This is a genomic window from Mesorhizobium sp. M7A.F.Ca.CA.004.06.1.1 (genome assembly GCF_003999135.1).
In the GTDB taxonomy this organism is placed as follows: Bacteria; Pseudomonadota; Alphaproteobacteria; order Rhizobiales; family Rhizobiaceae; genus Mesorhizobium.
In genome coordinates this window covers 1-13,054 of the sequence record NZ_RZPQ01000086.1, presented here as the reverse complement: position 1 = coordinate 13,054, position 13,054 = coordinate 1, and the positions used below count along the sequence as shown (strand labels likewise).

Sequence of the window (13,054 nt, the reverse complement as noted above, 5' to 3'; positions counted from 1 at the left end):
AATTCCGGCAGGCCGATCTCGGCGACGCCGGACAGCGCGCCGCCTTCGAGCGCGTAGTTCAGCATGCGTTGGCGCAGGAACTGGATCTGGCTGGCGCGTTCGACGGGGCTGCGGTGATCGAGATGGATGGAATAGAAGCGGATGAAACCAAGCGGCGTCTCGATCAGCGCTTCCAGCGCGCCACGCTGGAAGTTCATCATCTCAAAGCTGCGGCTGCGCGGCAAAAGCAGGTTGCGCGACAGATGAATAGGCGTTTTCGACAGCACCATGTTGCCGAGCTGGAAGGTTTTCGTGATGGCGCGGCCATTGTCGATGTGCGAACCGATATTGGCCTCGAAATTGCTGCCATAGACGGCGAAGTAGTCGGGCAGCGCCTCGCCGATCTCGGCGACCATGTCGCGGCCGCCGTTCCTGGGATTGTTGCGGGTCACCTCCTGCAGAGCGATCACATCGGCGCCGCGTACAGCATCAGCGATGCGTCCGACATCGTACTGCCCGTCGAGGCCGATGCCGTACTGGATATTGTAGGTTACAAGCTTCATTCCGGCATCTCTCCGGCCGATCCCGCGCGGCCATTGTCACAAAACGGCCTCGCCCTTCGCCGCGCCTTGGTTTAGAGCAAGGGCCAAGGTTTAGAGCAATGCCGCAAGGCCACTAGTAGAAACTGTACAATCCCATGAAATTTCTCGATCAAGCCAAGGTCTACATCCGCTCCGGTGACGGTGGCGCTGGTTCGGTGTCGTTCCGGCGCGAAAAGTTCATCGAGTTCGGCGGGCCGGACGGCGGTGATGGCGGCCGTGGCGGCGATGTCTGGCTGGAGGCCGTCGACGGGTTGAACACGCTGATAGACTACCGCTACCAGCAGCATTTCAAGGCCAAGACCGGCGTCCACGGCATGGGCCGCAACATGACCGGCGCCAAGGGCGCCGATGTCACGCTGAAAGTGCCGGCGGGAACGCAGGTGTTCGAAGAAGACAACGAGACGCTGATCTGCGACCTGACCGTGGTCGGCCAGCGCTTTCTGCTCGCCAAGGGCGGCAATGGTGGCTTCGGCAACCAGCATTTCAAGACCTCGACCAACCAGGCGCCGCGCCGCGCCAACCCCGGCCTGCCGGGGCAGGAGCTCAACATCTGGCTGCGGCTGAAGCTGATCGCCGATGCCGGACTGGTCGGGCTGCCGAATGCCGGCAAGTCGACATTCCTGGCCGCCGTCACCGCGGCCAAGCCGAAGATCGCCGACTATCCGTTCACGACGCTGCATCCCGGCCTCGGCGTTGCCCGCATCGACGCGCGCGAATTCGTCATCGCCGATATTCCGGGCCTCATCGAAGGCGCGCATGAGGGTGTCGGCATCGGGGACCGCTTCCTTGGCCATGTCGAGCGCACGCGTGTGCTGTTGCATCTGGTTTCGGCGCAGGAGGAAAATCCGGGCAAAGCCTACAAGACCGTCCGCGCGGAGCTTGAGGCCTATGGCAACGGCCTGACCGACAAGGTCGAGATCGTGGCACTGTCCCAGGTCGACACGCTCGACGCCGATGCGCGCAAGAAGAAAGTCGCCTCGCTGAAGCGCGCCGCCGGCCGCGCGCCGATGCTGTTGTCGGCCGTCACCGGCGAGGGTGTCGAGGCGGTGCTGCGGGCGCTGATGTCGGTGGTGGCCGAGGCGCGTGCGCAGATCGCTGCGCCAGTCGAGACGCGCTGGGAAAAGTAGGACGATGCAGTCGCTGGGAAAATATCGGCGCATCACCGTCAAGATCGGCTCGGCGCTGCTCGTCGACCGCGCGACAGGCCTGAAGCGCGACTGGCTGGCCTCGCTCGCCGACGACATTGCGGCGCTGGCCAAGGGCGGCGCTGAAATCCTTGTCGTCTCGTCCGGCGCCATCGCGCTTGGCCGCACGATCCTTGGTCTCGGCAAGCGCGCCTTGAAGCTCGAAGAGAGCCAGGCCGCGGCAGCCGTCGGGCAGATCGCATTGGCCGGCGCGTGGTCGGATGCGCTCGGCAAGGGCAGCCTGAAATCGGGCCAGGTCCTGCTGACGCTCGGCGACACCGAGGAGCGCCGCCGCTATCTCAATGCGCGGGCAACGATCTCGACGCTGCTCAAGATGAAGGCGGTGCCGGTCATCAACGAAAACGACACGGTGGCGACGTCCGAAATCCGCTATGGCGACAATGACCGGCTGGCGGCTCGCGTCGCCACCATGATGGGCGCCGACCTCCTGGTACTGCTCTCCGACATCGATGGCCTCTATACGGCGCCGCCGGCGCGTGACCCCCAGGCCAAATTCATTCCAGTGGTCGACCGCATCACGCCCGATATCGAGGCGATGGCGGGTGCGGCCGCTTCCGAGCTGTCGCGCGGCGGCATGCGCACGAAGCTCGATGCCGGCAAGATCGCCACCGCCGCCGGCACCGCGATGATCATCACGTCGGGCACGCGGTTGTCGCCGCTGATGGCGATCGAACGCGGCGAGCGCGCTACTTTCTTTCGGCCGAGCAGCAACCCGGTCAAGGGCTACAAGACCTGGATCGCCGGCCAGCTCGAACCGGCCGGCCGGCTTACGGTCGATGCCGGCGCCATCGGTGCGCTGCTGTCGGGCAAGTCGTTGCTGCCGGCCGGCGTCAAGCTGGTCAGCGGCAATTTCTCGCGCGGCGACACGGTGGCGATCCTGTCGCCCGAGGGCCGCGAGATCGCGCGCGGGCTGGTTGCCTACGATGCGGCCGATGCCGTAAGGATCGCGGGCCTGAAGACGACCGAGATCGAAACCGTGCTCGGCTACGAGGCGCGTTCGGCGATGATCCACCGCGACGACCTTGTGGTGAGCCATTCGGGTGACCAAGTACGGGCCGGCGACCAAACAGGGGCCGGTGACCAAGTCACGGTCGGTGGCGATGTAAGCGGAGGATGAGCCATGCTGAAACTGCATGAAAAATCCGGGGATGACACCGTAGCAACGATGGCCGATATCGGCCGTTGTGCCCGCGCTGCCGCCCGACCGCTGGCCATTGCCACGACCGCCGCCAAGAACGCCGCACTCCTCGCCATGGCAGAGGCGATCGTCGCTCGTGAGCAGGACATTCTCGACGCCAACGCCATCGATGTCTCGAACGGCCAGGAATCCGGGCTTTCCGCCTCCTTCATGGATCGGCTGAAGCTCGATCCGGCGCGCATTCGCGCCATGGCCGACGGCATCAGGGAAATCGCCGCGCTGCGCGATCCGGTCGGCGATGTGATGGCGCAATGGGACAGGCCGAACGACCTGCATATCGAGCGTGTGCGCACACCGCTCGGCGTCGTCGGCGTCATCTATGAGAGCCGCCCGAACGTCACCGCCGATGCCGGCGCGCTGTGCCTCAAGGCAGGCAATCCGGTGATCCTGCGTGGCGGCTCGGATTCGCTCAATTCATCAGCCGCCATCCATGCCTGCCTGGTCGAAGGGCTGAAGCAAGCCGGCCTGCCGGAAGACGCCATCCAGCTGGTGCCGACCACCGATCGCGCCGCCGTTGGCGAGATGCTGAAGGGCCTCGGCGGCACGCTGGATGTCATCATCCCGCGCGGCGGCAAAAGCCTCGTCGGGCGCGTGCAGGCTGAGGCACGGGTGCCGGTTTTCGCGCATCTCGAAGGCATCTGCCATCTCTACATCGACCGCTCGGCCGATCTCGACATGGCGGTGCGGATAGCCGTCAACGCCAAGATGCGGCGCACCGGCGTCTGCGGTGCCGCCGAGACGCTGCTGGTCGACCAGGCGGTCGCCTCCACCCATCTGGTGCCGATCCTCGACGCACTGCGCGCGGCGGGTTGCGAAATCCATGCCGATGCCGACGTGCTGAAAGTGTTTTTCGATGCCAAGCCGGCGATCGATGCCGACTGGGTGACTGAATATCTCGACGCCATCATCGCGGTGAAGCTGGTCGACGGCGTTGCCGGTGCCATCGAGCATATCGAGACGTTTTCCTCGCATCACACCGAGGCGATCGTCGCCGAGGACGCGCAAGCCGTCGAAAGATTCTTCAACGAGATCGATTCGGCGATCCTGCTGCACAACGCATCGACGCAGTTCGCCGATGGCGGTGAGTTCGGCATGGGCGCCGAGATCGGCATAGCCACCGGCAAGATGCATGCGCGCGGACCGGTCGGCGTCGAGCAGCTGACCTCGTTCAAATACCGCGTGCGCGGGTCGGGACAGGTGAGGCCTTGAATCTTTTCGTTGTCAGAGCCTGAGGCAATGCTGGCATCTTCCGAACCGGCGGTACCCTCCCGTTACCTGAAGATGCCGCATGCCGAGAAAGGCCTCGCCGTCGGCCTGTTCGGCGGCTCGTTCAATCCGCCGCATGCCGGCCATGCGCTGGTCGCCGAGATCGCGCTCAGGCGCCTGGCGCTCGACCAATTGTGGTGGATGGTCACGCCGGGCAATCCGCTGAAGAACACCAGGGAACTGGCGCCGCTCGGCGAACGGCTGCAGCTGTCGGAGCAGATCGCCAAGAACCCGAAGATCAAGGTCACCGCTTTCGAAGCCGCCCATCACGTCCGCTACACCGCCGACACGCTGGCGCTGGTCAAGGCGCGCAATCCCGGGGTCGACTTCGTCTGGATCATGGGTGCGGATAGTTTGCGCGATTTCCACCGCTGGCAGCGCTGGCGCGAGATCGTCATGACCTTCCCGATCGCCGTCATCGACCGCCCGGGCGCGACGCTGTCGTTCCTGTCCTCCGTCGTCGCCAAGACCTTCGACTATGCCCGCATCGACGAGGGCGATGCGCCGCGGCTTGCCCGCATGAAAGCGCCGGCCTGGACCTTTATCCACGGCCCGCGCTCGTCGCTGTCATCAAGTGCGATCCGCAAGCTGGCGAAGGGGTGAGCCCGACCGCCCGCCCATGTCGCTTTTATCGCTCCCTTTGCCCGTTTCATGGGCAATCCTGAGCAGGCATGTCGATTCCCAGGAAAACCCGCAGCGAAGCCGAGCAGGGCGCCGAGCCCACACCGCTGATCGCGATTGCCAGCGTCATCGTGTCGATGGCACTGATAGCCGTCGGCAACGGGCTGATGTTTGCCTATATCCCGGTTCGGCTCGGCGCCGAGGGTTTCGATCCGACCTGGGCCGGACTTATCATCACCGGACTTTCGGCCGGTGGGCTGGCGGGCTGCATCCTGACCGGACCGCTGGTGCGAAGGGTCGGCCATGCCCGTGCCTTCATGGTGTTGTCGGCGCTGATCGCACTCGCCAACGCCGCCGTCGGCGCCGGGGTCCATCCGCTGCTGTGGATAGCCGCCCGCGCGCTCTACGGCTTTGCCATCTGCGGCCTGTTCATCGTCGCGCAGAGCTGGCTGAACGACGCCGTTGCCAACGCCATCCGTGGCCGGGTCATGGCTTTCTTCTACGTTGCCTATGTCGCCGGGCTTGGCGTCGGCTACGCGACGCTGGCGCTGGTGGATATCAGGACAGCGGATGCGCCGCTGATCGGCATCGCCTTCACGGCGCTATCGATCCTTCCCGTCGGGATGACCCGACTTGCCCAGCCGCCGGCACCGCAGGCGGCCTCGGTGGCGCTGCGCCGCGCCTGGCGGGTTTCACCGGTCGGCGTCGCCGGCATGCTTGCGGTCGGCGGCCTGTCAATGTCGATTGCGGGCTTCGCGCCGATCCACGCCACGGCCAAGGGCTACAGCCAGGCCGATGTGGCGCTGCTGCTTTCGGCGATGCCTCTCGGCACGCTGATCCTGCAGATCCCGCTTGGCTGGATTTCTGATCGAACCGACCGCCGCTATGTGCTGATCGCCGCATCCGCGCTCGCCATGGTCGCCGGCGTATTTGCGCTCGGGTACGATGGCGGCGCGTTGGCCGCGTTGGTTGTGATCTATATCGTGTGGGACGGCGCCTCGGAATCGATCTATTCGCTGGCCAGCGCACATGCCGCCGACCGCGCCGGCAAGGACGACATGGTGGCGCTGTCCAGTTCGCTTTTGTTTGCCTGGTCGCTGTCGGGTTTCGTCGTGCCCGGCATCGTGACGGCGCTGTCGGCCGTCTTCGGAACGCAGGCTTTCATCTATGTGGCTGTTCTCATCGCCGCTGCCTTCTGCCTGTTCGTGCTTTTGCGTGTGTTCACGACGCGTGCGGTCCCGGTCGGTGAAACCGGCAGTTTCGCACCGATGACGGCGCAGGCGCCTTTGCCGGTCGAACTTGCCTTCGCACCGGACGATGAGGGCCGGCACTGAGCCAACCGACTATTGCCGGCGGGCTTCGGGTTGGGGCGCTTCCGGCGGCGGCAGCGGGATCGATATGCCTTCGCTATCGAATTCCTGTTTGGCGCGCTTGGTGAGATCAGTCTGGGTGGCGAAGAAGTCCGCCGACGATGTCCAATAGCGCAAGGCAATCGAAACAGTGCTGTCACCCAATGTCGAGACGAAAGCGATCGGCGCCGGCTCACGTTTCACTCGCCGTTCGGCCGCGGCAGTGGCAAGCAAGGTTTTCTGCGCCCTGTCGATGTCGTTCCAGGAGCCGATGGAGAGTGTGATGTCGCTGCGGCGTACGCCGTTGCGCGAGAAGTTGCGCACCGGCTGGTTCCACAACGTCGAGTTGGGCGCCAGGATGTAGACGCCGTCGGCGGTCCTGAGCTTGGTCGCGAACAGACCGATTTCCTCGATCGTGCCGGCGATCGAACCAACCTCGACGGATTCGCCGATGCGGAACGGCCGCAGCGCCAGAAGCATGATGCCGGCGGCGATGTTCTGCAGCGTGCCCTGCAACGCCAGACCGATGGCGAGGCCAATGGCACCGATCGCGGCAATGATCGAGGCCGTCTGCACGCCGAACTGGCCGAGCACCATGATGGTGACGAGGATCAGGATGGCGTAGCGGACGATCTTGGAGAAGAAATGCCGCAACGTCGCATCGAAACCATGGATATGGCCGAGACCGGCGAAGATCGAACGTTCGGCAAGACCGGCGACGATGTAGCCGACAATCAAGAGGATGACGGCACCGATGGCCGAGAAGGAGTACGAAACAATCAGCGTGCTCAGTTGGGCGAGGCCAGCCTGGACGCTGAGAAAGGCGTTTTGCGGGTCGATCGGCATGGGGGGAATCCGGTTGGTCGGTGAGCCGATAACCCATGCGGGCGGTGAGGGTTCCGATCTTTTCCGGCGTGCAGCGGAACCACAAGAGCGACAATACGTTCGTGCGAGGCAGGGTCCCGTCTTGAAACTGTCAGGGAACTCTGCCTATCTAAGTGGTGTCACCTGCTTCAAGGGGTGATTTGGTTGTTCTTGCTGCGAAAGGAAATACACTGAGAACAGCACTGCGGAAGAAGGCCGATATCATGCCTTCGCCGGCCAGGATCAGCGTAGACGACGCCGTGTCCCGCGCCATCAAGACAGTCCTTGCCAGTCTGGAAGACTCCAAGGCCGAAAACATTGTCTCCATCGACATCCAGGGGAAATCGAGCCTCGGCGACTACATGGTCGTCGCTTCGGGCCGATCGCACCGTCATGTCGCGGCTGTCGCCGATCATCTTCTCAAAGCGATCAAGGATGCCGGTCTCGGCACCGCGCGCGTTGAGGGGCTGTCCGGCGCCGACTGGGTCCTGATCGATTCTGGCGACATCATCGTCCATGTCTTCCGCCCCGAAGTCCGCGAATTCTACAATCTCGAAAAGATGTGGCAGGCGCCGGACCTCGAGGAAGAAACGCTCCACTAAGTCGTTCGCGCGGCTTACAAGGCGAGGATGAAGATATCAGTTCATGCCGTGGGCCGGATGAAAGCCGGCCCCGAAAAGCTGCTTGCCGACCGCTATTTCGAGCGCTTCGCCAAGAGCGGCCCGGCCGTGGGGCTTGAATTTGGCGGCATTGCCGAGATTGCCGAGGGGCGCAGCCAGACCGCCAACGAGCGCCGGCGTGAGGAAGGCCAGAAACTGCAGACGCAGTTGCAGCCCGGCACCGCTTTGATCCTGCTGGACGAACGCGGCAAAAGCTTTTCCTCGGAAGATTTCGCCGGGCGCCTCGGCCTGTTGCGTGACGGTGGCCGCAAGGCGCTGGTCATCGCCATCGGCGGCGCCGACGGTCACGACCAGTCGCTGCGCGACCAGGCCGAACTGGTGATGTCGTTCGGATTGTTGACATGGCCGCATCAGCTGGTGCGCGTGATGCTGGGAGAGCAGCTTTATCGGGCGGCCACCATCCTTTCGGGACATCCTTATCATCGCTCGTAAACCGGTGAATTGGTGCAGTACACCCGGATTTCCGCCCCAATGCCGAGGCAAGATTGCATCGAGTGGGCGGTTTCGAACATGGTTGATTGTTCGTTAACGAAGCCACGCATAGAGTCGGGCTTCAATGTCTGAAGACAGAAAATCAAGAACGGGCTCCTGGCGCGCGCGCTGCGGCATCGCGGTGGCGGTGCTTGTGCTGTCGCTGCATGCGGGGCGGGCGGAAAACACGCTCGACATGGCTCCCGATCCGGATCAGAGCCGGGCCGAATATGAACGGGTCTCGAAGGAGATCACGCTGTCGTCGGAACGATTGGCCAAACTCTCCGCCGATATCGCGACGATCAAGAAGGATCACGCCTCGATCACCGCCGCATTGATCCAGTCGGCGATGACCGAGCAGAAGCTCGGCCAGGACATCGAGGACATCGGCGCCCGGCTGGAAGGACTGAAGGGCCAGGAACAGAAGATCCGCGCCTCGCTGATGGCGCGGCGCGACGTTCTGGCCGAAGTGCTGGGCGCGCTGCAGCGCATGGGCCTCAACCCGCCGCCGGCGATCCTGGTCAAGCCCGAGGACGCGCTGTCGTCGGTGCGCAGCGCCATCCTGCTCGGCGCGGTGGTGCCGGAACTGCGCCAGCAGACCGATAGCCTGCTTGCCGATCTCAAGGAACAGACCAGGATCACGGCGTCGATCGAGGCCGAACGGGCGCGGCTGACGGCGGCGGTCGGCGACCAGACGGCGGAAAAGAAGCGGCTCGGCATGCTGCTGGAGGCCAAGCAGAAGCTCGAAGCCGACACGCAGACGCAAATGGCCGCCGAAAAGCAGCGATCCGAAGCGCTGGCGGCCAAGGCCGGCAGCCTGAAGGAGTTGATCGCGTCGCTCGAAGCGCAGGCCGACAAGAGCCGCAAGGCTGCCGATGCTGCCAAGGCCGCCGAGCAGAAGACGGCAAGCGGCGACAACACATCGGCGCCGGCGGAACTGGCGTCGCTGCCCGTTCCGGAAAGCAACCAACTTGCCGCCGCGGTGCCCTTTTCGGCCCTTCAGGGACAGATCGCGCTGCCGGTGACCGGCCGTATCAAGCGGCGATTCGGCGCCGATGACGGTAACGGCGCGGTGATGCTTGGCGACATGGTTGCGACACAATCGGGAGCCATCGTTACCGCGCCGGCGGATGGAAATGTGCTTTATGCGGGGCCGTTTCGCTCTTATGGTCAACTCTTGATCCTGAACGCAGGCGACGGCTATCATGTCGTTTTGGCGGGGATGAGCAGAATCAGCGTCGCGACCGGTCAATCAGTGCTTGCAGGAGAGCCGATCGGTGCGATGGGAGAGGCCCGGGTGGCGAGCACCTCGGTTTCGAAGAATGGAAATGCCACGCCGGAACTCTATGTCGAGTTCCGCAAGGATGGAAAACCCGTCGATCCGGCCCCATGGTGGGCGGACCGTTTTTCTGGAAGGACGTGAATAATGCGGAAACTGTCGCTTCTGTTTGCCGGTGCGCTGATGGGCGCGTCCGCCATGAGCCTGGTCTATGGCGCGCCCGGCTCGGCGGCGAACGCTGCAGGGTCGGAGACCTACAAGCAACTGGCGATCTTCGGCGATATCTTCGAGCGGGTGCGGGCACAGTATGTGACACCGCCCGACGACAAGTCGCTGGTCGAGAATGCCATCAACGGCATGCTGGCCTCGCTTGACCCGCACTCCTCCTACATGAATGCCGAGCAGGCGCAGGATATGCGCGTCCAGACCAAGGGCGAGTTCGGCGGCCTCGGCATCGAGGTCACCATGGAGAACGATCTGGTCAAGGTGATCACGCCGATCGACGACACGCCGGCCGCCAAGGCAGGCGTGCTGGCCGGCGACTACATCGCCAAGATCGACGGCGAAGAGGTTCGCGGCCTGACCCTCAACGATGCGGTCGACAAGATGCGCGGCCTGGTCAACACGCCGATCAAGCTGACCATCCTGCGCCAGGGCGCCGACAAGCCGATCGAACTGACGGTCGTGCGCGACATCATCAAGGTCAAGGCGGTCAAGTTCCGGGTGGAGAACGACATCGGCTACATGAAGATCACCTCCTTCACCGAAAAGACCTATGACGACCTCGAGAACGCCATCGACACCATCAAGAAGCAGATTCCCGACGACAAGCTGAAGGGCTACGTTCTGGATCTCCGCCTCAATCCAGGTGGCCTGCTCGACCAGGCGGTGAGCGTGTCCGATGCCTTCCTCAACCGCGGCGAGATCGTCTCGACGCGCGGCCGCGACCCCAAGGACGTCACCCGCTTCGACGCCAAGCCCAAGCAGGTCGACGACATCAACGGCAAGCCGATGATCGTCCTGGTCAATGGCGGTTCGGCCAGTGCGTCGGAAATCGTCGCCGGCGCGCTGCAGGACCTGCGCCGTGTCACGGTGGTCGGCACGCAGTCCTTCGGCAAGGGTTCGGTGCAGACCATCATTCCGCTCGGCGAGAATGGTGCGCTGCGGCTGACGACGGCGCTCTATTACACGCCGTCCGGCAAGTCGATCCAGGGCAAGGGCATCACGCCGGACATCAAGGTCGAACAGCCACTGCCGCCGGAACTGCAGGGCAGGGATCTGACACGTGGCGAATCCGATCTCAAGGGCCATATCAAGGGCGCCGACGAGAGCACGACGGGTTCGGGCTCGGCGGCCTATGTGCCGCCGGATCCGAAAGACGATCTGCAGCTCATCTATGCCGAGCAGCTGCTGCGTGGCCAGAAGACCGATCCGTCCTTCCCGCCCAATCCGCAAAAGGCGGTTCTCAACCAGTAAGGATCTGGAGCGGCGCACGCGCCGCCCCATCTTTCTGTTTGAGCCAGATGGAAGCAATGCGATGCTGCCGGGACCGAAAGGTTCCGGCAGTTTGATTCGGGGAGCGAGGCAAAGCTCCCAAGACATGGCGCGGGGTGCGCCGGAATTGATGAATTCGCGCATGTCTTTTCGAAGCGGCTTCGTCTTCGGAGCCATGTGCCCGGGGATTAGGCTTGGCTGATATCGGCAAGGACATCGAACGCCCGCTCGGACAGGCAGTCCGGTCGCCGCGCGCCGCCGGCAAGATCAGCGGCGGTGCGATCATGGCGACAGTGGCCGTGCTGGCGGTGGCCGGCGTCTCCGGCGCGATCGCGCTCAGGGAAAAACCGTTTAGAAAGCCGCAAGAGGTTGCCGTTTCAACGCCGAAAGTGACCGCGGCGGCCGAGCCTGCCGCCGCGCCGCCTGCATTGGCCCCGGCGGCACCGAAGCCGGAGGCGCCGGTCAAATCAGGCGGGCCGCAGATTATCCATGTGCAGACGGAGGAGGGCGATGGGCCGCCCAAGGCAGCGATCGTCATTCGCGATCCGTCGACCATCGGTCAGAACCTGAAGATCGCGCATATTCCCGACAAGGCGCTGATCGAGACCAGCGAGACCGGACCGTTGCCGGTGCGCGCCACGGATGGCAGGCGGCCGTTCGACGTCTATGCGCGGCCCTGGTCGGGCGGGCGCGGCGCACGGGTGGCGATCGTCATCGGCGGGCTTTCGGTTTCGCAGACCGGCACCCAGGCGGCCATCGCCAAGCTGCCGGCGGAAGTGACGCTGGCTTTCGCGCCGCAAGGCAACAGCATCGGCCGGTGGATGCAGGCAGCCAGGCAGAGCGGCCACGAGATCGTCATGCAGGTGCCGCTCGAACCGTTCGATTATCCGAAGGTAAATCCGGGCCGCAACACGCTGACGGTGGCGGCGAGCGCGGATGAGAACCTGAAGAGCCTGCACTGGGCGCTGTCGCGGACGACCAATTATACCGGCGTCATGAACTATATGGGCGCCCGCTTTTCCGCCGATGCCGCGGCGATGGAGCCGTTCATCGCCGAGCTCGGCAAACGCGGCCTCGCCTATATCGATGACGGCTCGTCGGCGCGCAGCCTGGCGCCGGACCTGGCGCTGAAGGATGGCGTGCCCTTCGTCGCCGGCGACATGGCGATCGATGCCGTGCAGGATCGCGGCGAAATCCTGAAGAAGCTAGACAGCCTGGAGGCGACCGCGCGGGCCAAAGGCACTGCCGTCGGCATCGGTTCGGCCTTCGACTTGACGGTCGATACCGTGTCGTCCTGGGTGGTCGAGGCCAAGAAGCGCGGCATAGAGATCGTGCCGATTTCAGCGGTGGCTATAGATCCGCAAAAAGGCTAGCCATCGTAAGACGGCTGGAAAGACTGACTGATGCCAAAGACGAACAAGATCGACCGCGAAACGCTGCCTTACCGTCCATGTGTCGGGCTGATGATCCTCAATGCCGAGGGCCTTGTCTGGGTCGGGCACCGGATTGCCGAACCGGACAGCGAATTTGCCGGCACGACGCAGCTCTGGCAGATGCCGCAGGGCGGCATCGACGAGGGCGAGGAGCCATTGCAGGCGGCCGAGCGCGAGCTCTATGAGGAGACCGGCATGCGAGGCGTCTCGCTGCTGGCCGAGGCGCCGGACTGGATCAACTATGATTTGCCGGACCATCTCGTCGGCATCGCCTTCAAGGGCCGGTATCGCGGCCAGACGCAGAAATGGTTCGCCTTTCGCTTCCACGGCGATGTCAGCGAGATCCAGATCAACCCGCCGCCGGGTGGCCACACCGCAGAGTTCGACAAATGGGCATGGCGGCCTATGCAGGACCTTCCCGACCTGATCGTGCCGTTCAAGCGCCATGTCTATGAGGATGTGGTGACGGCATTCCGGCATCTGGTGCAATAGCCGCTATACAACAACCGCGGTTGCCGCGCCGGCCCGGCGGTCCTATTGATGTATCCACTAGCACGCGAAGGGTCGCCATGAACGACGCCCCCCAAAAGTCGCCCCCAGAAGAGGTCACCGC

General features: G+C 64.1%; 12 protein-coding genes and 1 pseudogene. 11 read left to right on the top strand and 2 right to left on the bottom strand.

Features of this window, described 5'->3' with window-relative positions:
- Positions 1–542: pseudogene (locus tag EN906_RS08185) on the bottom strand (EEP domain-containing protein); the annotation flags it as partial.
- 134 nt (positions 543–676) lie between these two features.
- On the opposite strand from EN906_RS08185, the gene obgE reads away from it, so the two are divergent.
- From obgE to EN906_RS08160, 5 genes are all read left to right on the top strand, one after another.
- On the top strand, positions 677–1,708 hold the full coding sequence (gene obgE, locus EN906_RS08180; RefSeq protein WP_127266818.1) for a GTPase ObgE: 1,032 nt from the start codon (positions 677–679) through the stop codon (positions 1,706–1,708).
- A 4-nt stretch (positions 1,709–1,712) separates the two neighbouring features.
- Complete coding sequence (gene proB, locus EN906_RS08175; RefSeq protein ID WP_127266817.1) at positions 1,713–2,903, top strand: glutamate 5-kinase; 1,191 nt, start codon at positions 1,713–1,715, stop codon at positions 2,901–2,903.
- Positions 2,904–2,906: 3 nt separating this feature from the next.
- Complete coding sequence (locus EN906_RS08170; RefSeq protein ID WP_127266816.1) at positions 2,907–4,193, top strand: glutamate-5-semialdehyde dehydrogenase; 1,287 nt, start codon at positions 2,907–2,909, stop codon at positions 4,191–4,193.
- 27 nt (positions 4,194–4,220) lie between these two features.
- Positions 4,221–4,853, top strand: a complete 633-nt coding sequence (locus EN906_RS08165; RefSeq protein ID WP_236383241.1) for a nicotinate-nucleotide adenylyltransferase — start codon at positions 4,221–4,223, stop codon at positions 4,851–4,853.
- A 68-nt stretch (positions 4,854–4,921) separates the two neighbouring features.
- On the top strand, positions 4,922–6,205 hold the full coding sequence (locus EN906_RS08160; RefSeq protein ID WP_127267096.1) for an MFS transporter: 1,284 nt from the start codon (positions 4,922–4,924) through the stop codon (positions 6,203–6,205).
- A 9-nt stretch (positions 6,206–6,214) separates the two neighbouring features.
- On the opposite strand, the gene EN906_RS08155 is transcribed toward EN906_RS08160, so the two are convergent.
- Positions 6,215–7,066 carry a mechanosensitive ion channel domain-containing protein gene (locus EN906_RS08155; protein WP_127267095.1) on the bottom strand — a complete coding sequence of 284 codons (852 nt, stop codon included), beginning with the start codon at positions 7,064–7,066 and terminating at the stop codon, positions 6,215–6,217.
- A 242-nt stretch (positions 7,067–7,308) separates the two neighbouring features.
- On the opposite strand from EN906_RS08155, the gene rsfS reads away from it, so the two are divergent.
- From rsfS to EN906_RS08125, 6 genes are all read left to right on the top strand, one after another.
- Positions 7,309–7,686, top strand: coding sequence for a ribosome silencing factor (rsfS, locus tag EN906_RS08150; RefSeq protein WP_013529073.1), 378 nt, complete (start codon positions 7,309–7,311; stop codon positions 7,684–7,686).
- Between the two features lie 27 nt (positions 7,687–7,713).
- Positions 7,714–8,196, top strand: coding sequence for a 23S rRNA (pseudouridine(1915)-N(3))-methyltransferase RlmH (rlmH, locus tag EN906_RS08145; protein WP_127267094.1), 483 nt, complete (start codon positions 7,714–7,716; stop codon positions 8,194–8,196).
- A 124-nt stretch (positions 8,197–8,320) separates the two neighbouring features.
- On the top strand, positions 8,321–9,658 hold the full coding sequence (locus EN906_RS08140; protein ID WP_127267093.1) for a murein hydrolase activator EnvC: 1,338 nt from the start codon (positions 8,321–8,323) through the stop codon (positions 9,656–9,658).
- Positions 9,659–10,990, top strand: a complete 1,332-nt coding sequence (locus EN906_RS08135; RefSeq protein WP_024502881.1) for a S41 family peptidase — start codon at positions 9,659–9,661, stop codon at positions 10,988–10,990. It begins immediately after the preceding gene.
- A gap of 212 nt (positions 10,991–11,202) precedes the next feature.
- A complete protein-coding gene (locus EN906_RS08130; RefSeq protein ID WP_127267092.1) occupies positions 11,203–12,381 on the top strand; it encodes a divergent polysaccharide deacetylase family protein in 1,179 nt (392 codons plus the stop codon).
- Between the two features lie 30 nt (positions 12,382–12,411).
- Positions 12,412–12,933 carry an RNA pyrophosphohydrolase gene (locus EN906_RS08125; RefSeq protein WP_127267091.1) on the top strand — a complete coding sequence of 174 codons (522 nt, stop codon included), beginning with the start codon at positions 12,412–12,414 and terminating at the stop codon, positions 12,931–12,933.
- The last annotated feature ends 121 nt before the right edge of the window (positions 12,934–13,054 follow it).